This window comes from Pseudomonas sp. AC016, from assembly GCF_979253365.1.
In genome coordinates this window covers 5,163,597-5,186,699 of the sequence record NZ_CEEDCC010000001.1, presented here as the reverse complement: position 1 = coordinate 5,186,699, position 23,103 = coordinate 5,163,597, and the positions used below count along the sequence as shown (strand labels likewise).

At 59.5% G+C, this 23,103-nt stretch carries 19 protein-coding genes and 2 pseudogenes; 14 read left to right on the top strand and 7 right to left on the bottom strand.

Annotation, left to right across the window (positions count from 1 at the left end):
• Positions 1-47 precede the first annotated feature (47 nt).
• Together paoC and AC0IXS_RS23415 are read left to right on the top strand one after the other, a co-directional pair.
• Positions 48-2,258 (top strand): aldehyde oxidoreductase molybdenum-binding subunit PaoC, encoded by a 2,211-nt coding sequence (paoC, locus tag AC0IXS_RS23420; RefSeq protein WP_471825802.1) that lies wholly within the window; start codon positions 48-50, stop codon positions 2,256-2,258.
• A 27-nt stretch (positions 2,259-2,285) separates the two neighbouring features.
• On the top strand, positions 2,286-3,200 hold the full coding sequence (locus AC0IXS_RS23415; protein ID WP_471825800.1) for a LysR family transcriptional regulator: 915 nt from the start codon (positions 2,286-2,288) through the stop codon (positions 3,198-3,200).
• An 8-nt stretch (positions 3,201-3,208) separates the two neighbouring features.
• Here the strand turns inward: AC0IXS_RS23415 and AC0IXS_RS23410 are convergent, their stop codons facing one another.
• The 3 genes from AC0IXS_RS23410 to AC0IXS_RS23400 are packed head-to-tail and all read right to left on the bottom strand — an operon-like array spanning position 3,209 to position 5,555.
• Positions 3,209-4,000, bottom strand: coding sequence for a carboxymuconolactone decarboxylase family protein (locus tag AC0IXS_RS23410; protein ID WP_122555383.1), 792 nt, complete (start codon positions 3,998-4,000; stop codon positions 3,209-3,211).
• Complete coding sequence (locus AC0IXS_RS23405; protein WP_193557048.1) at positions 3,997-4,488, bottom strand: (R)-mandelonitrile lyase; 492 nt, start codon at positions 4,486-4,488, stop codon at positions 3,997-3,999. The genes AC0IXS_RS23410 and AC0IXS_RS23405 overlap by 4 nt, the downstream gene beginning before the upstream one ends.
• 59 nt (positions 4,489-4,547) lie before the next feature.
• Entirely contained in the window at positions 4,548-5,555 is a 1,008-nt protein-coding gene (locus AC0IXS_RS23400; RefSeq protein ID WP_122555384.1) for a helix-turn-helix transcriptional regulator, read from the bottom strand.
• Positions 5,556-5,778: 223 nt separating this feature from the next.
• Between AC0IXS_RS23400 and AC0IXS_RS23395 the strand changes: the two genes are divergently transcribed.
• The 5 genes and pseudogenes from AC0IXS_RS23395 to AC0IXS_RS23375 all read left to right on the top strand — a co-directional run bounded on the left by AC0IXS_RS23395 (position 5,779) and on the right by AC0IXS_RS23375 (position 8,742).
• The gene (locus AC0IXS_RS23395) at positions 5,779-6,216 is read left to right on the top strand and encodes a hypothetical protein (protein WP_122555385.1); all 438 of its coding nucleotides are present in this window, start codon (positions 5,779-5,781) and stop codon (positions 6,214-6,216) included.
• Between the two features lie 97 nt (positions 6,217-6,313).
• Positions 6,314-6,721, top strand: a pseudogene (locus AC0IXS_RS23390) (PAS domain-containing protein); the annotation flags it as partial.
• Between the two features lie 33 nt (positions 6,722-6,754).
• Positions 6,755-7,093 (top strand): annotated as a pseudogene (locus AC0IXS_RS23385) (PAS domain-containing protein); the annotation flags it as partial.
• A 111-nt stretch (positions 7,094-7,204) separates the two neighbouring features.
• The gene (locus AC0IXS_RS23380) at positions 7,205-7,645 is read left to right on the top strand and encodes a methyl-accepting chemotaxis protein (protein WP_410200381.1); all 441 of its coding nucleotides are present in this window, start codon (positions 7,205-7,207) and stop codon (positions 7,643-7,645) included.
• 167 nt (positions 7,646-7,812) lie between these two features.
• Positions 7,813-8,742, top strand: a complete 930-nt coding sequence (locus AC0IXS_RS23375) for an NADP-dependent oxidoreductase (RefSeq protein WP_471825797.1) — start codon at positions 7,813-7,815, stop codon at positions 8,740-8,742.
• Positions 8,743-8,825: 83 nt separating this feature from the next.
• On the opposite strand, the gene AC0IXS_RS23370 is transcribed toward AC0IXS_RS23375, so the two are convergent.
• Together AC0IXS_RS23370 and AC0IXS_RS23365 are read right to left on the bottom strand one after the other, a co-directional pair.
• Positions 8,826-9,647 carry a suppressor of fused domain protein gene (locus AC0IXS_RS23370; RefSeq protein ID WP_057410017.1) on the bottom strand — a complete coding sequence of 274 codons (822 nt, stop codon included), beginning with the start codon at positions 9,645-9,647 and terminating at the stop codon, positions 8,826-8,828.
• A gap of 356 nt (positions 9,648-10,003) precedes the next feature.
• Positions 10,004-10,372, bottom strand: coding sequence for an SMI1/KNR4 family protein (locus AC0IXS_RS23365; protein WP_057410016.1), 369 nt, complete (start codon positions 10,370-10,372; stop codon positions 10,004-10,006).
• Positions 10,373-10,733: 361 nt separating this feature from the next.
• On the opposite strand from AC0IXS_RS23365, the gene AC0IXS_RS23360 reads away from it, so the two are divergent.
• From AC0IXS_RS23360 to AC0IXS_RS23340, 5 genes are all read left to right on the top strand, one after another.
• On the top strand, positions 10,734-11,342 hold the full coding sequence (locus tag AC0IXS_RS23360) for a TetR/AcrR family transcriptional regulator (protein WP_025994315.1): 609 nt from the start codon (positions 10,734-10,736) through the stop codon (positions 11,340-11,342).
• A gap of 382 nt (positions 11,343-11,724) precedes the next feature.
• The gene (locus tag AC0IXS_RS23355) at positions 11,725-13,356 is read left to right on the top strand and encodes a methyl-accepting chemotaxis protein (RefSeq protein ID WP_471825795.1); all 1,632 of its coding nucleotides are present in this window, start codon (positions 11,725-11,727) and stop codon (positions 13,354-13,356) included.
• 80 nt (positions 13,357-13,436) lie between these two features.
• On the top strand, positions 13,437-14,258 hold the full coding sequence (locus tag AC0IXS_RS23350) for an aldo/keto reductase (protein WP_025994317.1): 822 nt from the start codon (positions 13,437-13,439) through the stop codon (positions 14,256-14,258).
• Positions 14,259-14,622: 364 nt separating this feature from the next.
• Positions 14,623-15,642, top strand: a complete 1,020-nt coding sequence (locus AC0IXS_RS23345; protein ID WP_025994318.1) for a transporter — start codon at positions 14,623-14,625, stop codon at positions 15,640-15,642.
• Between the two features lie 133 nt (positions 15,643-15,775).
• The gene (locus tag AC0IXS_RS23340; RefSeq protein WP_057410012.1) at positions 15,776-17,392 is read left to right on the top strand and encodes an inorganic phosphate transporter; all 1,617 of its coding nucleotides are present in this window, start codon (positions 15,776-15,778) and stop codon (positions 17,390-17,392) included.
• Positions 17,393-17,632: 240 nt separating this feature from the next.
• Here the strand turns inward: AC0IXS_RS23340 and AC0IXS_RS23335 are convergent, their stop codons facing one another.
• Together AC0IXS_RS23335 and AC0IXS_RS23330 are read right to left on the bottom strand one after the other, a co-directional pair.
• A complete protein-coding gene (locus tag AC0IXS_RS23335) occupies positions 17,633-18,832 on the bottom strand; it encodes an HlyD family secretion protein (protein ID WP_449124035.1) in 1,200 nt (399 codons plus the stop codon).
• On the bottom strand, positions 18,829-20,508 hold the full coding sequence (locus tag AC0IXS_RS23330; RefSeq protein WP_161987292.1) for an MFS transporter: 1,680 nt from the start codon (positions 20,506-20,508) through the stop codon (positions 18,829-18,831). The genes AC0IXS_RS23335 and AC0IXS_RS23330 overlap by 4 nt, the downstream gene beginning before the upstream one ends.
• A 285-nt stretch (positions 20,509-20,793) precedes the next feature.
• On the opposite strand from AC0IXS_RS23330, the gene AC0IXS_RS23325 reads away from it, so the two are divergent.
• On the top strand, positions 20,794-21,891 hold the full coding sequence (locus tag AC0IXS_RS23325; RefSeq protein ID WP_471825792.1) for an enoyl-CoA hydratase/isomerase family protein: 1,098 nt from the start codon (positions 20,794-20,796) through the stop codon (positions 21,889-21,891).
• A gap of 3 nt (positions 21,892-21,894) precedes the next feature.
• Positions 21,895-23,046, top strand: coding sequence for an acyl-CoA dehydrogenase family protein (locus AC0IXS_RS23320; RefSeq protein WP_191954756.1), 1,152 nt, complete (start codon positions 21,895-21,897; stop codon positions 23,044-23,046).
• The last annotated feature ends 57 nt before the right edge of the window (positions 23,047-23,103 follow it).

Below are 23,103 nucleotides of genomic sequence, written 5' to 3'. Positions count from 1 at the left end.
CCGCATGAGCGGCTGGACGTCAGTCCGTTTGATCAGGAAACCTGACCATGAAATTCGATACGCCTGCCAGCACCAATCCCATCGATCAGCTCAAGGTCATCGGCACGCCTGCGGACCGCATCGACGGCAAGCTGAAGACCACCGGAACCGCGACCTACGCTTACGAGCAGAATGCGGCCGTGAGCAATCCGGCTTACGGCTACGTGGTCGGCGCGGCCATCGGCAAGGGACGGATTTCCTCGATTGATTCGAGCGAGGCGCGCAAGGCATCCGGCGTGATCGCCATCGTCACCCACGAAAACGCCGGCAAGCTCGACCGGGGTGAGTTTTACGTCGACCGTGCATTGGCGGGGCCTCAGGTGGATCATTACCATCAGGCCGTCGCCGTTGTGGTCGCAGAGACTTTCGAGCAGGCGCGCGCCGCGTCCGCACTGCTTCGGGTGTACTACGTTCGCGAACCCGGCTCGTTCGAATTGGCGGCGACGCTGGACTCAGCCAAGCCGCCACCGCCTTCAGGTTTCGGGCCGCCGGCACAGACCCGCATCGGCGATTTCGAGGCGGCATTCAGCGCAGCCGCATGTACGGTCGATGAGCGTTATTCCACGCCTGACCATGCCCACGCCATGATGGAGCCCCACGCCACCATCGCCCAATGGAACGGCAGCAAACTGACGCTCTGGACCTCCATCCAGCAAATGAACTGGGGTGTGCGGGACCTGGCGAAAACGCTGGGTATTCGCAAGGAAGACATCCACATGATTTCTCCCTATATAGGCGGAGGGTTTGGCGGCAAAGGCACCATTCTGTGCGACGTCGTGCTGGCGTCGCTGGCCGCACGCGAGGCCAGACGCCCGGTCAAAGTCACCCTGCCCCGCTCGCTGATGTTCAACAACCTGACCCACCGACCGGCGACCATTCAGCGAATTCGCATCGGGGCGGACAAGGACGGCACCCTCACAGCAATAGGCCATGAAAGCTGGTCCGGCAACCTGCCAGGCGGCAGGCCCGAAGCAGCTACCGCATCCACACGCGGGCTGTATGCGGGCGCCAACCGGATGACTCGCCTGAATCTGTCCGTGCTGGACCTGGCAGAAGGCAGCGCCATGCGTGCGCCGGGCGAAGCGCCGGGGATGATGGCGCTGGAAATCGCCATGGACGAGCTGGCGGATAAGCTCGGCATCGACCCGGTGAAATTTCGGGTCATGAACGACACTCAGGTCGATCCCGAACAGCCCACGCGGCCCTTCTCCAAACGCCAGCTTGTCGAGTGCCTGAACACCGGTGCCGAGCACTTCGGCTGGAACAAGCGCAACCCTGTGCCGGGCAAGGAAGTGCACGACGGCTGGCTGATCGGCATCGGCGTGGCTTCGGCGATCAGGGGCGCGCCAACCACCAAATCAGCCGCCCGCGTCCGGCTCGATCGTCAGGGTATCGTGACGGTCGAGACCGACATGACCGACATCGGAACAGGCACCTACACCATCATCGCCCAGACGGCAGCGGAGATGATGGGCGTGGACATGGACCGCGTGGTCGTGCATCTGGGCGATTCACGGTTTCCGGAATCGTCCGGCTCGGGCGGCCAATGGGGCGCGGCCTCATCAACGGCGGGCGTCTATGCCGCCTGCGTCAAACTTCGAGAAGCTGTGGCCCGCACACTGGGACTCGATCCGCAGAAAGCCGAGTTTGCCGAGGGTGAAGTACGCGAAGGCGACACGCGCCTGCCTCTGGCTCAGGCTGCGGCGCAGGGCGAAATTCAAGCCGAGGACTTCATGGAATACGGCACCTTGGCCAAGGACTACGCTCAGCAGACCTTCGGTGCGCACTTCGTCGAAGTCGGCGTCAACGCGGCGACAGGCGAGGTACGGATTCGCCGCCAGTTGGCGGTATGCGCAGCGGGCAGGATTCTGAACCCCAAGACCGCCCGCAGCCAGATCATCGGCGGGATGACGATGGGCGCAGGTGCTGCGTTGATGGAAGACTTGGTCGTGGACCACCGCCTGGGATTCTTCGTCAACCATGACCTTGCGGGCTACGAAGTACCAGTGCATGCCGACATCCCGCATCAGGACGTGATCTTTCTCGATGAAGTGGACGTGTACGCAACGCCGCTGAAAGCCAAGGGCGTGGGCGAGCTGGGCATTTCCGGCGCTGCTGCAGCGATTGCCAATGCCATCTACAACGCGACCGGCGTGAGGGTTCGGGACTACCCGATCACCCTGGACAAACTCATCGATCATTTGCCCGAAATCGTCTGATCCCTCACCTCGCCCATGGAGTCCTGAATGCAACTGAGCCGCGCAAATCTGGCAGACATCGTCTATTTCCTCGCCATTGCGCGACATCAGAGCTTCAGCAAGGCGGGCCTTGAAGTCGGCATCAGTGCCTCGGCCCTCAGTCATGCGATGAAAGGGCTTGAGGCGCGACTGGGTGTGCGTCTGCTCAACCGCACCACCCGCAGCGTGACGCTGACGGTGGCAGGCGAAGAACTGCAGGGACTGATCAGTGCCCCTGTGCATGATATCGGGCAGGCACTGGAAGCGCTGAATCGCCTGCGTGACGAACCCGCCGGACGTATCCGCCTGAATGTCCTGAGCGATGGGGCCGAATTGCTGCTGGGGCCGGTCCTGCCGGTCTTCATCGAACGCTACCCGGACATCGAAATCGACCTGACCGTGACCAACAAGATGGTCGATGTGATCGGCGACGGGCATGACGCGGGCATCCGCTTTGGCGGCACCGTCCCGGAAGACATGATTGCCCAGCGGTTGTCGCCCGACATTGCCTGGGCGGTGGTCGGCACCCCTGAGTACCTGCAGCGTTTCGGCACACCGACGCATCCCGAGGACTTGAAACAGCACCGCTGCCTGCGCATTCGTCTGGGCAATGCACGGCTCTACGACTGGCAGTTCATGAAGGATGGCCAGGCACTGGAAGTCGAGGTGCCGGGCACCATAACGATCGATGAAACACGTATCGGCGTTGCACTGGTCACCCGTGGCGCGGGGCTGATGTACGTGCCGGCCGCCATCGTCGAACCCTACACTGCAGCCGGCTCATTGCAGCGCGTGCTGGAAGACTGGACGCATGTGGATCCGGGGTTTCACGCTTATTACGCAAGCTTCAGGCAGGTGCCCGTCGGACTGCGTCTGCTGATCGAACTGATCCGCGAACTGCAGCCGATGGGTGCCCTGCCCTGACACTGCCCCTAGCCTTCCTGACGCTTGCTGAACACGTCCTTGAACACCGGCACCGCCGAGAACGTGTTGGGCCAGCCCGCATAAAACGCCAGCTGCGTGAGCATTTCGGACGCTTCGCTCTGCTTCAGGCCATTGTCCATGGCGCGATTGAGGTGAAAGGTCACCTGCGCTACCTGCCCGTTGGCGACCAGCGAGCTGACGGTAATCAGGCTGCGGTCCCTGGGCGCCAGACCCGGCCGCAGCCATAGGTCGCGAAACAGCGCCCTGGTGGTGTATTCGACAAGTCCAGGCGCTACTGGACCGACGTTCTTGTCCACCTGCGCGACGCGCGCCTGTTCAGTGGCCTCGTCGAGCGGCAACCGGGTCGGCGAGACCGGAGCCAGTTGATCGGCACCAATGTTGCGTGCGGCAAACACATCCTTCGCGACCAGAAGTGTCGCCGTGGCATTGCCCCAGCCCGAGTAATACGCCAGGTGATTGATGGTTTCCGAAAGCTCCAACGGCGTGACGCCATTGTCCAGCGCCCTATTGAAGTGGTACGCCATCTCGACCGTCTGACCTCGCGAGATCAGCACGGCCACGGTCACCAGGCTTCTGTCGCGCGGGGACAGACCGGGGCGTTTCCACACCTCGCCCAGCAGCAGTACATCGGTAGTGTGGGCCAGCGCCGGAGAAACGGCGCGTGCGTCGTCGGGCGTGGGAACTGCAGGTAAATTCATGCTGGAAAGTCCTTTGTCAGTGGCGGCACAGGCGGTGAGCAGAACGGCGAAGGTCGAGAGCATCAGTTTGACGGCCGTCATCGTCTGGCCTCGTACTGGGCATCCGTGACCGGCTCCAGCCATTCGACGTTCTTGCCGTCCTGCGCTTCCTGAATGGCCATGTGCGTCATGCCGGTGGTGGACGTCGCCCCATGCCAGTGCTTGACGCCCGGCGGTGTCCAGATCACATCGCCCGGCCGGATCACCTGCTTCTCGCCACCCTCCTGCTGTATCCAGCCCGTACCGGCGGTCACGACCAGGTTCTGTCCCAGCGGATGGGTGTGCCACATGGATCGAGCGCCTGGCTGGAACGTCACGTAGGCGGCGGATACGCGTGAAGGCGCGCTTGCGGGAAACAACGGATCGATACGGGCTGCACCGACAAACGTTGCCGGTGCACCCGCGATGGATGCCTGCGCGCCATTGCGAACAATGTTCATGGTCGACCCGCTGGACGCATCGGCGGCGTTTGCGCTCAACGGTGACATCAGGATCGAGGCCAGGGTCGATAACGCTGCGAGTGTTCTCATCGGTAAGCTCCTGCTAACGGGTAATCGATACCCACGTTAGTGGACAGCCCACCATGCGACTACCGGCCCCCTGTCTCATGAACCGATGAGCCGCACTCATCAATCAGACGGTTTCTGCCGCACGTCACGCTGGGGTGCTCAAAGAAGGCTTCAAGGTAGTACTTGCAGAAGACGTGATAATTGGTAAATCCGCACAGTGCGGCAATCTGTCTGGGGCTATGATGGTTACTGGAAGCGGACAGCAGACGCCGTGCTTTATTTATCCGCACGTATCTCAGAAACGCGATAGGCGTGGTGTTCCTGTAACGCTTGAACCCGGATTGCAGCGAGCGCACGCTGAGACCGGCGTGCACCGCCACTTCTGCGACCGTCAGATGAGGGTCGGTATTGTGCTCCATGAAATCCATTGCCAGCTTTATCGAATGCGGCGTGGGTGTGGTGTTGGCCGACGTGCCTGTCATCGCCCGGCTGTAATTGTTGTCGAAATTGGACAACACGAAACCGATCAGACTTTCCTTCAAACTGTTTGCCACATTGATCAATGGCGTTCGCGAGTGGGTCATTACCTCGAACAGCGTATCCACCAACTTCAGAATGATAGTGATCTGTGCGGCACTGGCGGCGCCCCGACTGAAATAGATCCGTGTTTTAGGAGGGGCACCGATGAGTAACGTCAGGTACTTGAGCATGTCTGAATGGGCAAAATAAAGGGTGGTGTAGCGCACGCCAGGCGCATACGCGGCTTGGAACACCTCCCGCTGATCCACTAACGCTATCGAGCCGGGTGCAACTTTATAACGGCCTGTCCGTGTCTGCCAGTTGAGCGAACCTGCGTGAGGAATGGTCATCAGAAAACCGTCCATGACATTGGTCGTCTGGTAACCCCAGCCAGACTGACTCAGCGAGTTGGCAACAAAGGAGTTGCCCAGCAGGCAGACACGTTTGCAGTAATCGAAGCGGCCCTGTTCGCCGGGACTGATTGACATAAAATTGTCATAAAGCTGGAAGTGCTCGGATGCTCTTTCGACGTCCCGAATTTCAAGCCCGGTTAAATAATACGTATCCACTTACCCACATGACCCCTGCGTTCTCAACCTGCGTCAGTGTACGCCGGAAACTCTGACAGAAAACCATCCCGATCATGTGACCGCTGTAACGAAAGTCCGACATCAAGAAAAGCGCACGCTTTCAAGAAAAGCGCGGGTTTAATTGTTCCCAGGGATAGCGTCTTACAGGGCGTCGAGATAGCGTAGATATCAGAAGGCCACTAACTGAAGACGGGAGCCGTTCATGATGAAGTCCACTTGTTATGACGATGAGGCTGCTATTCGATACCGACAGTTTACTGACCAGATCATCAATGAAGTCAGCGCTATCCTCTTTTCGGTGCGCACCCTGGAAAACCGGTTTTCGTTGATCAGCCAGTCCGTAACCCAAACCATCGAAACCCTGAGCAGGCACGATCAAGACCTGCCCGCACTGATTGCAAGGCGTGATCTGAGGCGATTCCTGACTTCACTGGAAGCTTTGAAAGACAAGGTGAGGCTCAACCTGACGCTGGTGATTCAAAGTGCAAGGGCCTCGATCCGATTGACCCTACAACAACTCGACGAACTGTCGGGATCGGAAAACATCGCGGTGGACACACAGCGTCAAGCCAGGCTGCTGGAGTGCATCGCCGTGCTCAATCGGCTGGATCATGAACTCGTGAACGCGGCTATCACCTGACACTTTTGTCCGTTGCACGATTGCAGGACATGCACTTGACGCGCTCTACCAGTGGCCAAGTCTTTTTATAGCGATCGTTTTATCACTCATTCTATTTATGCCGGAGAGCACCATGTTTTTAATGAAGAAAAACAAGAATAAGGTCACCCCCTCGCCTGAAGATGCAGCCGGCCGGGAAATCATTGCGCAGGCCATTAACCAGACCATGGCGATGGCAAGGATCGACATCAACGGTTTTATCACTCACGCCAATGAAAAGTTCGCAGATGCACTGGCCTGCACGGTCGAACAGGTCGTGAGCATGAACGAAGCTGACTTTCATGTTCGAAAACAACCTTGCACCGGATTTCGAGAGGCGTTCGCACTTGGCAAGTGTATTTTCGGCACATTCAGAAGAGTGGCAAAAACAGGAGTTTCTGTCTGGTTCGAGGGCAGCTATACGCCGCTGCGCACCGAAAAGGGCTCGATCGACGGTGTCATCTTCTACGGTATTGATATTTCCGGCACCGTCTCGCAGGAGCTGAAGGCCCGCAGCGTTATGAATGCACTGAGTCTGGCGACGGCAATGATTGAATTCGATCCACAGGGAAACATTCTTGAAGCCAATGAAAACTTCCTCAAGGTCATGGGGTATTCGGCCAACGACCTGAACGGCAAACATCATCGACTGTTCTGCGACCGAGAATTCGTCGACAGCCCTCAGTACACAGACTTCTGGGACACACTGCGGACGGGGCGTTTTTCAAGCGGTCTTTACAGGCGGCTGGACAAAAAAGGCAATACCGTCTGGCTGGAAGCTTCCTACACCCCAGTCTTCAACGCTGACGGCGAACTTTACAAGGTGGTCAAGTTCGCCAGCGACGTCACCACCCGCGTGCAAAAAGCCGAAAAAGAGTCCCACGGCGCATCCCAGGCCTACCTGATCAGCAGAAGGACCGAGACGCTGGTGGAATCGGGGTCAACGATCATCAACGACACCGTCAGCGAGATGCAGAAAATCTCGCAAAGTATCGAACACTCCGCGCAGCTCGTCGCCCAGCTGGGAAGCCGCTCCGAACACATCACCAAGATCGTCAACACGATCAAGAACATTGCAGACCAAACCAACCTGCTGGCACTCAACGCCGCCATCGAAGCCGCGCGCGCAGGCGAGCAAGGACGGGGATTCGCGGTCGTGGCTGACGAAGTACGGCAACTGGCCAGTCGTACCAGCCAGTCCACCACGGAAATCGCCAAAATGATCGCCGTTATTCTTCAGGAAACGCGCACGGCAGTGGACAGTATCAACCTGTCCAAGGACGCAGCAGAGCGCGGGGTCCAACTGGCCAATGCGGCAGGCGATGCAATGGCAGGCGTGCGGGAAGGCACACAGAGTGCGGTAATGGCAGTCAGTGCAGTTGCCAATAAAGCAGGCGCCATTACGCCCTGAGAGCAGACGTCAGAACGTCGTCCATCAGCGAGCCGTGCTCGGCCGCATTGCACTGGGACGCAGCCATTCACCACCGTTCGTCGATGATGCCCGGATCCGACTAAACCACCAGGCACGTGTCTTTTCTACACCCTCATCTGATCATTGAATCAACGAGGTGATTAATAATGAAAGCCATCAGAATTGCAGCGTTCGGCGGACCTGACGTGATGTCGCTGCAGGACGTGGAAAGACCCCGGGCGCAGCCGGGCGAAGTGCTGGTGAAAGTCATCATGGCCGGCATCAACCCGGTCGATTACAAGATTCGCGAAGGTCAGTACACCGAAGTCAAAGAAGATCGCCTGCCGCTGACCCTTGGCCGTGAGGTGGCTGGAGTGGTCGTGCAGACAGGCGACGGTGTGCTGGAGCTCAATGAGGGAGACCGTGTATTCGGCATGATCGGGGCAGACGGTGGCTACGCTGAATACGCCCGCGTGCCCGCCGAGCATCTGGCGCGCATTCCCGATGCACTGGACTGGCAGACCGCGGCTGGCCTGCCACTGGCGGGGCACACCGCCTGGCAGGCGTTGGTCGAGCATGGGCATATCGAACAGGGACACAAGGTGCTGATACACGGTGGCAGCGGCGGCGTCGGACATCTGGCAGTTCAATTCGCCAAGGTCAAAGGTGCCGAGGTCTACGCGACCGCGTCGGCCGAGGGCCTGCAGTTTCTCGAGTCGCTGGGGGTGGATCGCGCCATCAACTACAAGGACGAGCGCTTCGAAGACATCTGCAAGGATTTTGATCTGGTGATCGATCTGATCGGGGGTGAAACCCAGTCGCGTTCATGGCAGGTGCTGGGCGAAGGCGGACGGCTGGTCTCGACGCTGGAAATGCCCGACGCCAATCATCCGCAGGCGGCCGGCAAGACCGGAACACGCTTCATCGCCGATCCTCGCGGCCAGGAGCTTGCCGAGATGGCCGGGTATGTTGACGCTGGCGAGGTATCGGTAGTGATCGCGAAGACGTTTGCGTTGGAGCAAGCCAGGGAAGCACTGGATTACCTTGCCAATGAGCATGTGCATGGCAAGGTACTGCTGCAGGCTCACGAAGCATAGGTCTCTGACCTTTCTTATCACTGACCGGCAAGGCAGCGACGAATAGCGTCAAGTCGTCGTTGCCACTGCGACGGTGGTCCGTCTCACACGACGCTGGCGCGCTGCAGGCTGCTTTTATGACCGACGCCTGCAGACTGCAAACGACTGACCAGATCCTCGCGCGCCGCTCGCCCGCCCGAACGTACATATTCAAGTTCCGCAGCAGTGATCAGCACGATGGGCACCAATGTCACGGGTGACAGCGGCATGTCTTCGATCCGCACGGAGAAATCTGGCTCGGGACCACCGAGCAGCACACCTGCACAGTCGTCCTCGGTCACGAATAGATCAGGGATCTGGTCGCTCATCGAATGGGACTGACTGAAGCCGGGCAGTTCAAGCGATAACACGCCGTACTGTGCGAGCTGATGAGTGACACCGCCCGCGTCCGCCACTGTCTTCGCTACATGCTCAAGCAGTTCGAATGCCCAGCTGCGCTTGAAAGGATCGACGTCTCCTGCTGCTCCGCGGGCATGATCTGGAATATCGGAGGTTTCCAGAAACAGCTCCATCTCGAACCCGTTGCCTGCGCCTTCAACATCGTCAAAAGGATCTGATAACCCGTCCGTGGCAAGAATGATCGCGGGGTCACGGCGCACCACTCGATAGGCTTGCCGGGTCGAAGGCCAGTATGGCCCGCCATTGAAGCTCGGACTGATGAGGTAGGCAATGACGTCTTGCTCGACCTTGCCAACGGTTGCCCAGTGGCGGTCCAGGCACTCACTGCTGGCCTGACGGACGGATTCATTGTTCGACTCGGCATCGCCTGAAGACGTTTCGAACGATTCTTCAAATTGCGTTGTGCTCTGAGTGTTTTGAGGCGCAGACGTTTTCGACGAACCAAAAAGCTTTTTGAAGAAATTCATATGCCGTCCTTGCTGGGTTTCGGAGTTTATCAGTCGAGCCATTATCTTCCTTGAAGAAGACGATATATCCCGATAGAAGTTTCCGACGCAAAGGCGTAGAGGGTTGTCGCACACACGGCCGAACATCGCGGAATCACATCGCCCAAACGCAAAAAACCCGCCGAAGCGGGTCGTTTTGCGAAACATGACCATCCCGACATCCTGTCAGTAGCCTCCTGGCAATGGTCGATCCTCCCTGATCGCTGCACCGCTCCTTCGCTACAGCTGTTGAATTGGATCCTACCTATGCTTGGGGTCGGTGCAAAGAGCCAATGACGTCTACGCGTGTAAGCTTTTCGCCATAGCGCTGCAAATGCTCATTCACACCGCACGCAGATCTGCTCGAACCAGGACGAGAAATCCGGCCATTTCTCATCGGTAGGTCCGTTGTGAGACCAATATTTGACTTCACCTTTCTGTGAAACACAGAAATAGTCGCCATTGTCTTCAATAAAGGGCAGCCATTTTTTCGGGAGCTTGAATTGATTCCATGCCACTTGGGCAATCTCGAACAAATCGACATGGCTGGAACCGGGGAGGATAACGGCCGGTTCGAAACTGGCATTCGCGACGTTACTCCCGCTTTTGAGAAAATCTATGTAAGCGGCCGGAAAAGGAAAATTCAAGCTGCGCTCTGCCTTGGCGATTTCAGCATCTGTGGGTATACGAAACGGGTCAGTGGTCAAATTGAAAGTACCTTCCTGAAAACTACACTCCAGCAGCTTAGCAATAACTGCCTGGGTGAATGAAATTCGTAGATCAGGAACCTACCTTATTTATCGAATGCATACGCCCGCCTTTATCAAAACCCTGACTGCTGAAGAAGCACTGACATCTGCTTCTGCCCGCAGGGCGTGGGAGCTATCGGAGGTTACGACGGCAGCGATGGGCTGCGCAGCGGCCCCAGATTGCATCTGACACACCGAATGCGCAGGTTTCTGCGGCACTACGTCGAAGCCGCGGTGGGGCCTCCCGTCAATATTGAGCCCCTCACAAACCCGGTGCTACCATGCGCGACCGCCATGCAGGCAAGGGAATATCCGGTTCATGAGCAGCATTCGCGAGCGCAATAAAGAACTCATCCTGCGCGCCGCCAGCGAGGAATTTGCCGACAAGGGCTTCGCTGCCAGCAAGACCAGCGATATTGCCGCCAAGGCCGGTGTCCCCAAGCCCAACGTCTATTACTACTTCAAGTCCAAGGAAAATCTATACCGCGAGGTGCTGGAAAGCATCATCGAACCTATCTTGCGTGCTTCCACGCCCTTCAATCCCGAAGGCGTGCCGGCCGAAGTGCTCAGCCGCTACATTCGCGCCAAGATCCAGATTTCCCGAGACCTGCCGTTTGCGTCGAAAGTGTTTGCCAGCGAGATCATGCACGGCGCGCCGCACCTGACCCCGGAGCAGATCGAACAGCTCAACGGACAGGCCCGGCACAACATCGAATGTATTCAGGCGTGGATCGACAGCGGACAGATTGCCCCGCTCGACCCGCACCATCTGATGTTCACGATCTGGGCTGCGACCCAGACGTACGCCGATTTCGACTGGCAGATCGCAACCGTGACCGGCAAGGCCACGCTGGAAGACAGCGATTACGAAGCGGCGACCCGGACCATCCTGCGTCTGGTGCTCAAGGGCTGTGAGCCAGACAGGTAGCGCTGCAAAAACGCTTTCCCCAAAACGCAAAAAACCCGCCGAAGCGGGTCGTTCCTGCACATGTCCATCCCGACATCCTGTCAGTAGCCTCCTGGCAATGGCCGATCCTCCGTGATCGCTGCACCGTTCCTTCGCTGCAGTTGTTGAATTGGATCCTACATTCACTCAGTGGCATCCGATAGAGCCAATGACGCCTGTTGGTGTAAGCCTTTCGCTATGGTGCCCAAAAAGTTCCGTAACCCTGCAAATAAATGTGACGCTTATCTCATGTTTGGTCATGATGCGCCGAGAAGCTGGAGAGGCCCTGATATCAGGCGTTGGCGCCGGTCGGTCTGTCAGTTTCAAAGAAGAAAAAGAAAAAATAACGTATGGGGTCGAGATCATGAATATGCGCAGTCTTTCCATCAGCCGTCGGTTATGGCTGATTCTTATCGTTTCTGTGCTGATGCTCTTTGTCCTCGCAGCCACCCTGCTCAAGCAGATTCACGACGATCTGTATCAGGCCAAGGCCGAGAAGACCATGCACGTGGTCCAGACCGCCAGTGGCATTCTTGCCTACTATCAAGGCCTGGAAGCCGCTGGCACCATGCCGCGCGAAGCCGCCCAGCAGCAGGCCTTGAAAGAAATCAAAGGATTGCGTTACAGCCAGAATGACTATTTCTGGATCAACGACCTGCAGCCCGTGATGATCATGCACCCGACCAACCCCAAGCTCGAAGGCCAGAACCTGTCGGCCATCCGGGACCCGGACGGTTTCGCGGTGTTCAACGAAATGGTCACCGTCGTCAAAAGCAAGGGCGCCGGTCTGGTCAACTATCGCTGGCCCAAGCCAGGCGCCACCGATCCGGTGAAAAAAACTTCTTACGTCCAGCTGTTTCAGCCCTGGGGCTGGATCCTCGGTTCCGGCGTGTACGTGGACGATGTGGCCGCAGAGTTCAAGGCGCAGATGTGGAACGCCGGGATCTTCATCGCGGGCATCGTGGTCGTCATGATCCTGATGCTGACCCTGATCGTGCGCAGCATAGTGCGTCCTCTCAGAGCAGCGGTCAGCGCGATGGGCAATATTGCCAGCGGCGAAAGCGATCTGACCCGCACCCTGGAAACCCATGGCAGCGACGAGATCACTGAACTGGGCACTCATTTCAACGCCTTCATTGCCAAGCTGCGCAACGTGGTGAGTCAGTTGCAGAGCTCTGCCGTGGCACTCGGGCAGGCGTCCACCGATCTGGGCAGCAACGCCGAACAGGCGCAGAACCGCAGCCAGCAGCAGTCTCAGCAGATGGATCTGGTGGCCACCGCCGTCAACGAAGTCACCTATGGTGTGCAGGACGTGGCCAAGAATGCCGAACACGCTGCCAGTGAAATGCGCAATGCCGAGTCCCAGGCGCAGCAGGGTCAGGTCAACATCGACAACAGCCTGCGCCAGATCGAACACCTCTCGGGTACGATCGGTCAGGCGGTGGAAGTCATGCATACGCTGTCCAGCGAGAGCACCCAGATTGGCGGTGTGCTGGAAGTGATCAGCTCGATTGCCGAGCAGACCAACCTGCTGGCTCTGAACGCGGCCATCGAAGCGGCACGCGCGGGCGAACAGGGTCGCGGCTTTGCCGTGGTGGCAGACGAAGTACGCCTGCTGGCGCAACGGACCCAGAAATCCACAGCCGAAATCCAGGCGATGATTGAACGTCTGCAGCGGCACTCGGACGCGGCAGTCAAGGTCATCGGCGACAGCAGTCGCTCCTCGCAGCTGACCATCGAACAGGCCAATCAGGCGGGCCAGAGCCTGAGCTCGATCAGCCAGGCCTTGCGCAACCTCAACGGCCTGAACGCCTCCATCGCCAGCGCCACGCTGCAACAATCCCACGTGGTCGATGACATCAACCAGAACGTCACCCAGGCTGCGCAACTGTCGCAGAGCACCGCGCTGGCCGCCGAACAGTCCACCACGGCCAGTCAGCACCTGAGAAGGTTGAGCGATCAGTTGAACGACCTGCTGAAGCAATTCCGCGTGTAATTGATCGGTTGGAAGGTCTGCGTGGGAACCTCCAGCAGACCCCGTTGCCTGAGACCTGTTCACTAACTGCAGGGGGTCACATGCGCACACTGGAATTGGCAGGCAGAACCGTGCCAGTGCTGGGTCAAGGCACCTGGCACATGGGTGAAAAAGGTCATTTACGCTCGGCCGAGATTGCCGGGCTGTGTCGCGGCATCGAACAGGGCCTGACCCTGATCGACACCGCTGAAATGTATGCCGACGGCGGCGCCGAGGAAATCGTCGGGCAAGCCATTGCCGGGCAACGCGACAAGGTGTTCGTCGTCAGTAAGGTCTATCCGCACAACGCCAGCCGTACCGGAATTCCAAAAGCCTGCGAAGCCAGCCTGCGCCGGATGAATACCGATTACATCGATCTTTATCTGTTGCACTGGCCGGGCCAGTACCCGCTGACCGAGACCGTCGAAGCGTTCGAACGTCTGCGCGAGGAAGGCAAGATCGGTGCCTGGGGCGTTTCCAATTTCGATGTGCCGGACATGATCGAGCTGGACAACCCGCGTTGCGCCACCAATCAGGTGCTGTACAACCCGGAGCAGCGTGGCATCGAGTTCGACCTGATGCTGTGGAGCGCCAATCGTCACCTGCCGCTGATGGCATACTGCCCGATCGGCCAGGCGGGTGATCTGCTGTACCACCCTGCCCTGCATGAAATCGCCAATCGCCACAGCGCCACGCCTGCGCAGATATCGCTGGCATGGGTGCTGCGCCAGGACAACATGATCGCCATTCCGAAAGCGACCGACCCCGAGCACATTCGCCTGAACGTCGCAGCCGAACAGATCAGGTTGACTGAGCAGGACCTGGCCGATATCGACCGCGCCTGGCCGACGCCAACCCGGAAAATGCCTCTGGCGATGGTCTGATCACTTGGGATCTTGTCGCCACTGCCGGCCACTTCCTGAACGGCACTGGCGGCGAGTCTCACATCCTCCTTATTGTCGCTGGTGTTTTGTTGGTGCCGCCCGGTACGAACGCTGCGGACCTGCCCGGCTGGTGGACGAAACTCGGGACTGCTCATTCGCGTGAATCGCAGGTGATCAAGCTACTCATCGGGGGCACCTGGTTGGAAAAACAGCAGCATCGGCGTCGAATGATCCCAAAAATCGCCTGATTCCAGCGGTGCGAGAAAAGAAAGATCCAGTAACAAACCGTCACAAATATGAAATAACCGCTTGTCATCATGCGCACTTCGCCTGCCCGTCCGGGCCTGGCCGCACGTGGACTGCCATGAACAACAGCATCGCGCACCATCATCAGGACTCGGATCTGTTCGGCCTGCTTTACGGCTTCCGCTTTCGCCCCGGAGAAAGTGGTCAGGAAATCGGCTCGGTCGCGGCGCTCGATTACCTGCAGAACCCGACCGACAGCAATGACTTCATCTGGCTGCACCTCAATCTCTCCCACGCCGCCTGCGAGCGCTGGATGAAGACCCAGCTGGAACTGCCCGAAGAGTTTTTCGAGGCCCTGCACGAAGGCTCGCGCTCGACCCGTATCGAACATGTGGACGCCACGCTGCTGGCGGTGGTCAACGATGTGGTGTTCGACTTCAACCGGCTCTCGACCGACATTTCCACCCTGTGGGTCTGCGCCCGCCAGCGCCTGCTGATCACGGCCAGGCTGCAACCGTTGCGTTCGGTGGACAAGCTGCGCTCGTCCGTCAAACGCGGCGAGCAGTTCGACTCGCCGCTGGAGCTGCTGGCTCATCTGTTGAGCGATCAGGGTGAGGTACTGACCCAGTTTCTGCGCAAGACCAGCGTCAATGTCGACCGTATCGAAGACCAGTTGCTGTCCCAGCGCCTGAGCAACAACCGCTCGGAACTGGGTGCGATGCGCCGAGTGCTGGTGCGCCTGCAACGTCTTCTGGCGCTGGAGCCGGGTTCGCTGATGCGCCTGCTGCATCGCCCGCCACAGTGGCTGCGCGAGCAGGATGTGCAGGCGCTACGCCAGTCCATCGAGGAATCGTCCTTGGTCATCAACGACCTGACGGCACTGGGCGAACGCATCAAGCTGCTGCAGGAAGAGATCGCCGCCAACCTCAACGAGCAGAGCAGCCGCACCCTCTTCACCCTGACCGTCGTGACGGTGCTGGCCCTGCCGATCAACATCGTCGCCGGTTTCTTCGGCATGAACGTGGGTGGCGTACCACTTGCCACTGACCCGGAAGGCTTCTGGATTCTGGTGGCCCTGGTCGCGACCTTCACGTTGGTGGCGGGTCGCTGGGCCTTTCGCAAGCGCGGCGATTACTGACGCTTTCTTCAGTGAGCTGACGATGCCGGTGATCAGGAAACCTGTCTGAATAACCGATGAATTGACCCGTGTCGCATCTCTGTCACATTTTGCAATGACCATGGCAGTAATCTTTCAATCAGGTACTGCACACATGGCTATCAGCTCACTTTCCCCCGATGCCTCTGGCGGGGCGAGCCTGTCGGCAACCCAGTTCGGGCGCAAACCCGGTCGCCTGACCATGACGATTTTCTTCGCCATCCTCATCGCAGGGCTGGCGTTCACCGGTTACAGCCTCAAGCAGGATGTGGATGACATGGGCACGGTGGTCACCACCTGGACGCCCTTCATCCTGCTGGGCGTGGCATTGCTGATCGCGCTGGGCTTCGAGTTCGTCAACGGATTCCATGACACGGCCAACGCCGTGGCCACCGTGATCTACACCCACTCGCTGCCGCCGGGCTTTGCGGTGGTGTGGTCAGGGTTCTTCAATTTTCTGGGTGTAATGCTGTCCAGCGGCGCGGTCGCCTTTGGCATCATTGCCCTGCTCCCTGTAGAGCTGATTCTGCAAACCGGTTCGTCAGCCGGTTTCGCGATGATCTTCGCCCTGCTGATCGCTGCGATCATCTGGAACCTGGGCACCTGGTGGCTGGGGCTGCCCGCGTCGTCTTCGCACACGCTGATCGGCTCGATCATCGGCGTCGGCATTGCCAACGCGCTGATGCACGGGCGTGACGGCACCAGCGGTGTGGACTGGTCGCAGGCGACCAAGATCGGTTATTCATTGCTGCTTTCGCCGCTGGTGGGTTTCGGCTGCGCAGCACTGCTGTTGCTGGCCATGCGCATGTTTATCAAGAACCGCGCGCTCTACAAAGCGCCAGAAGGCAACGCCCCGCCACCGTGGTGGATCCGCAGCCTGCTGATCGTCACCTGCACCGGCGTATCGTTCGCCCACGGTTCCAACGATGGGCAGAAAGGCATGGGGCTGATCATGCTGATTCTGGTCGGCACCCTGCCGATGGCCTACGCGCTGAACCGCACCATGCCTGCCGATCAGGCAACGCAGTTCGCGGCAGTGGCCGAAGTCACGCAACAGGCGCTGATTCGCAGTGCTCCACTCCCGGCCCCGAAAGACTCGCGCCAGACGCTCTCGGACTATCTGGTCAGCAAGGAAGCGACGCCTGACCTGATCCCGGCGCTGGCGGTGATGGCGGGCAAGATCGGCAATGAAGTGCGCAGTTACGGTTCGCTGTCCAAAGTGCCTGCCGAAGCGGTCACCAACGTTCGAAACGATATGTACCTGACTTCGGAAACCATCCGTGTGATGGAGAAAAACAAGGTCGGAAACTTCGACGCAGACACCCAGACCAAGCTGGAAGCCTTCAAGAAGCAGATTGATGACGCCACGCGTTTCATTCCGACCTGGGTCAAGATCGTGGTCGCGATTGCGCTGGGTCTGGGCACCATGGTTGGCTGGAAACGGATCGTGGTGACGGTAGGCGAGCGGATCGGCAAGACCCACCTGACCTACGCCCAGGGCGCCTCGGCCGAAGTGGTAGCAATGTTCACCATCGGCGCAGCGGACATGTACGGCCTGCCGGTTTCAACGACTCATGTGCTGTCTTCCGGCGTGGCGGGCTCGATGGTCGCCAATGGCTCGGGATTGCAGATGCGCACCTTGCGTAACCTGGCAACGGCCTGGGTGCTGACACTGCCTGCGGCGATTCTGTTGTCGGGGTCGTTGTACTGGGTGTTCAGTCATTTGTTTTGAATGAGCATCTGGCGCGCTCATTCTTATACATAAATCCGCCTCACCACTGATCGTGCCCACTCTGCGTGGGCATGCATCCCGTGACGCTCTGCGTCACATTCAAGAGCGGACGCGGAGCGTCCTGAGCGGCATTCCCACGCGGAGCGTAGGAACGATCAGCGTGATCTCAAGCACGCCGATCATGCCCACGCCTGTGCTCAGCGTTATACCCGAGTCTTGCTGCGACCACGGACTGTGGGATCAAGGCATCACCGGATCCGGCGGCACGTCACCTTCGGTGCTGGTGTCGATACTCACCACCACCGACATCCCTGGCCGGAGCCGTTCGAGCAGCGGTTGGTTGTCATCGACCACGATCCGCACCGGTATACGCTGGGAGATCTTCACGAAGTTGCCGGTGGCGTTATCCGCAGGCAACAGGCTGAACTCGGATCCGGCGGCAGGCGATATACGCTGCACGCGGCCATGCATGGTCTGGTCATCCAGCGCATCGACGGTAAAGCTGACCGATTGCCCCAGGCGCACGTCGGCCATCTGGGTTTCTTTCATGTTGGCGATGATCCAGCGTCGTTCCGGCACCAGTGCCATCAACTGCGCGCCGGAATTGACGTAAGCCCCGAGGCGCACACCGATCTGTCCCAGTTGCCCGTCACGTGGTGCCACGATGCGGGTGTTGTCCAGGTCGATACGTGCCAGCTGAATCGCCGCCTCGGCGTTGGCGACCGAAGCCTCCAGTGAACCCCGGTTGACGATCACCGTTTGCAGGTCCTCGCGGGCGATCTGCAAGGTTGCCTTGGCTTCAGCGACCGCGGCACTTGCCTGGGCATCGGCGGCACGGGTCACGTCCAGCTCGCTTTTCGAAACCGAGCCATCGGTCACCAGCGCCTGATTGCGGCGCAGGTCGGCGGCGCTCTTGCGGCTCTGGGCGATGGTGTTCTGCAACTGGGCCTGACGCTGAACAATGGTCGCCTCGGCGCTGCGCCGCTGTTGCAGGTTGTTGGCCAGCGAGGCCTTTTGCACGTCCAACTGGGCCAGCGCCTGATCCAGACGCTGCTTGTAAATACGATCATCCAACCGCACCAGCAGGTCGCCCGTCTTGACGAACTGGAAGTCCTGCACCGGCACCTCGTACACGTAGCCGCTCAGTTGCGGGCTGATCAACGTGGTCTGGCCCCGCACCTGCGCATTTTCGGTGCTCTGGATCGGGCTGGTGAACGGAGGCAATTGCCACGCATACAGAACGATCAGCACACCGGCCAGCGCGACGGCTCCAAACAGAACTGAGGAGATGATGCGCTTGCGTCGCGAACTCGGGCGGCTGGTAACCGGTGATTTCAGCGGTGCAGGAGCCGGTCCGTCAGTGCGCTTCACGGTTTCGCCACTCGCAGCAGCGCTGCGCTCGGCATCTGGGTTGGGGTTAGGCGTGTTGGGTTCGGTCATGAAGGTTGTGCGCCGGTCGGTGATACGGAAGGCGGAGCGGCTGGTGCAACAGGGGCCAGCGCCTGAGGTTGAGTGGTCATTTTCAGCCAGATGACCCGAAAGGAAATCCAGACCATGGTCAGTACCGCAATCAACGCGATCAACATGAACACGTCGTTGTACGCCAGCACGTTGGCCTCGCGGGTGGCCGCCGTGGCCATGGCGCGGATGCCCTGAACGTTGCGTTGCGACGGGTCGGCGATCACCGAACCGTAACTGGCGCCGTAGCTCTGCAGCCGTGACTGCACCAATGGGTTGATCAACGTCAGGTGCTCGACAATGTGGCTGGAGTGAAACTTCTCGCGCACGATCTGGAACGTGCCCAAGGCAGCAGACCCGATGAGGCCGCCAATGTTCTGCGTGATCCCGAACAGCACCGAAAAACTGATCATGTTACGTGGGTTGGCAAGCACGCCGCTGATGCCCAGCACCAGCGTCGGCCCCAGAAAGAACGTACCCCCGAAGGCCAGCAGGAACTGGCTGAGGTACATGTTCGACTGGCGGGTAACGTTGGTCGAATGGCTGTCCATCCACGCCCCGACCGCCATCATCGCCAGCGAGATCAGCAACGGCTTGATCAGATGCGCCGGATTGATGGTCAGGGCGCTGGCCACCAGTCCCGCGACACTGCCCAGCAGCATCACCAGATAAAGCGTGTGCAGTTGCTGACTGCCCATGTTCAGGGCCTGAAGAAAGCCCACCGCCCCCACCGATTGTTCCGACAGCACGATGCGAAACAGGATCACTGCAAGCCCCAGTCGCAGAATCGAGCCGCTGCCCAGCCAGCGAGTGATCAGCAACGGGTTGCTGCGATTGTGTTCAATGGCAAGGCCCGCGCAGATCAGCGCGATGGACGCTGCCGAGGCAATGCCGATCCACGGTGCTTCCAGCCACCACTCGATGCGACCGAGCGACAACACCGCACACAGCAATGCGAACCCCGGCGCCAGCAGGCCAAAGGTCAGGAAGTCGAGCTTTTCGAACGCCTTGAAACGATCCCCCGGCGGCAGTTTGAGCATCAGCACGCAACCCAGCGAAAGCATCGCCATGCCCAGTTCGAACAGGTACAGGCCGCGCCATTGAGCAATCTGCAGCAGGTCCTCGGAAACCAGACGCGCCAGTGGGGTGGCCAGTTGCGCAGTGCCCAGGCCGAGCACCAGTGCTTTCAGGCGCCATTTTTGCGGGAACGCCTGGATCATGTAATACAGGCCCAGCGTGCTGAGCGCTGCACCGACCATCCCGTGGGCTGCCCGCACCGCGATCGCCGAATCGATGTCGTTGACGAACAGATGCGCCAGCGTCACCAGCGCATACAGCACCAGAAACAGCTCGGTGAAGGCACGCAGACCGAACTGCTGCCGGAACTTCACCAGCAGCAGGTTCATCGACACGTTGGTCATGATGTAGGCGGCCGGCAGCCAGGCGATGTCCTGAGAAGTCGCGCCCAATGCACCCTGCAGATAAGGCAGGTTGGCGATGACCAGTGCATTGCCCAGGCCGCCGGTCAGCGCCACGATCACGCCGACCAGCGCGAACGCCCAGCGCCTTGCGTTGGAGTGCAAGGGCGTCGACGGCGAACCCGGCATGGTCGGACGTTCATGGGGCGCCCATTCGCGTGGGGCGTATTTATCGCTCAAAAGAAATTGTTCATGGCAGGTCGTTCATGGAAATCATTCGTTGAAGGGCTTGAGGAATTCCATGTGTGACAGTCACAGCAGCCAGAATACTCATGAGCGCCGCGATGATTCATGTGCAGGCAGATGGATTAAAGCTCACGGCGTCGACCAGGGCCGCAAATGATGGCAATTTGAAACTTGGGGCTATGCTTAAACGCAGTTTTGCTTTGCACATTTGCACTGCTACGATCGGCTGCGACGCCGGGAACGTACAAGAAGAAAGCGCAAACGAACAAGGAGTTCAGAATGAGTTCACAGGCTTCATCCGCCCTGCCGGTCAGACGGTCCGCCAATCGGGGGTCGATTCTGGTCGAAGTACGCAATCACATTGGTCACCTGACACTCAATCGTCCTGCAGGTCTGAACGCTCTGGATCTGGAGATGGTGCGCACGCTCAGGCAACAGCTCGACGCCTGGGCCGATGACGAGGGCGTCCATGCCGTGGTGCTGCGCGGAGCGGGCGGCAAGGCGTTCTGTGCGGGCGGCGATATTCGCTCGCTGTACGAGAGCCACCGCAACGGACTGGATTTGCACCAAATGTTCTTCGCCGAAGAATATGCGCTGGACCTGAAGATTCATGGCTATCGCAAGCCGGTGATGGCGCTGATGGACGGTCTGGTACTGGGCGGCGGCATGGGGCTGGTTCAGGGCGCGGATCTGCGCGTGGTCACCGAACGTACCCGACTGGGCATGCCGGAAGTGGCGATCGGCTATTTTCCCGATGTGGGCGGCAGCTACTTTCTGTCCCGCCTGCCGGGCGAGATTGGCACCTGGCTCGGCGTGACCGGCAGCCAGATCGGGGCGGCCGATGCGCTGTACTGCGGTCTGGCCAACTGGTCGATGAACAGCGAAATGCTGCCGCGCCTCAATCACATGCTCGATCACCTGAAATGGAAATCGACCCCGCTCAAGGACCTGCAGGGCGCCATGGCCAAGCTGGGCACCCAGCGCCTGCCCTACCCGCCCCTGGAACTGCTGCGCCCTGCCATCGACCACTTTTTCGGTCTGCCGGATATCCCGAGCATTCTCGAGCAATTGCAGGAAGTGACCATCGCCGACACTCGCCAATGGGCGCTGGACACGGTCAAACGCATGCAAGGCCACTCGCCGTTGGCGATGGCCGTGACTCTGGAACTGCTGCACCGGGGACGCCACCTTTCCCTGCACGCCTGTTTCGCCATGGAGCTGCATCTGGACCGTCAATGGTTCGAGCGCGGCGACCTGATCGAAGGCATACGTGCCCTCATTATCGATAAAGACAAGAAGCCGCGATGGAAACACGACCGTGTGCAGGACGTCAGCGCAGCGCACGTCGAAAGTTTTTTCAGCGGCCAGGAGACCTGAGTCATGCACGACCTGGAATTGACCGAAGAACAGATCATGATTCGCGACATGGCGCGCGACTTCGCCCGCAATGAAATCGCCCCGCACGCCCAGGCCTGGGAAAAGGCCGGCTGGATCGACGATGCACTGGTCGGCAAGCTCGGCGAGCTAGGCCTGCTGGGCATGGTGGTGCCCGAGCAATGGGGTGGCACTTATATTGATTACGTGGCCTATGCGCTGGCCGTCGAAGAAATTTCTGCAGCCGACGCGGCCACCGGCACCCTGATGAGCGTTCACAGCTCGGTAGGCTGCGGGCCGATTCTCAACTACGGCACCGACGAGCAGAAACACACCTGGCTGGAAAAGCTCGCCACCGGCCAGGCCATCGGCTGTTTCTGCCTGACCGAACCCCACGCAGGTTCCGAAGCACACAACCTGCGCACCCGTGCCGAGTTGCAGGGCGATGTTTGGGTCATCAATGGTGCCAAGCAGTTCGTGAGCAACGGCAAACGGGCAAAACTGGCCATCGTGTTTGCCGTGACCGATCCCGAGCTGGGCAAGAAAGGCCTGTCGGCCTTCCTGGTGCCCACCGACAATCCCGGTTTCGTGGTGGATCGCAGCGAACACAAGATGGGCATCCGTGCCTCGGATACCTGCGCGGTTACGCTCAATAACTGCCGTATTCCGGCCTCCAGCCTGCTCGGCGAACGCGGTAAAGGGCTCGCCATTGCGCTCTCGAACCTGGAAGGCGGACGCATCGGCATAGCCGCGCAGGCCCTGGGCATCGCCCGCGCTGCGTTCGAAGCCGCTCTGGCCTACGCCCGCGAGCGCGTGCAGTTCGACAAGCCGATCATTGAGCACCAGAGCATCGCCAACCTGCTGGCCGACATGCACACCCGCATCAACGCCACCCGCCTGTTGATCCTGCACGCGGCCCGACTGCGCAGTGCCGGTCAGCCCTGCCTGTCAGAAGCATCGCAGGCCAAGCTGTTCGCCTCGGAAATGGCCGAGTGGGTCTGTTCCAAGGCCATACAGATTCATGGTGGCTATGGTTATCTTGAGGACTACCCGGTCGAGCGTTATTACCGGGACGCACGCATCACCCAGATCTACGAGGGATCGAGCGAGATCCAGCGCCTGCTGATCGCCAGGGAATTGCGCCACTATCTGGTCTGAAGCAAGGGTCTGAGCTGTACGGGTTGAATGAACCGAAATGGCGGCTCTGATGAACAT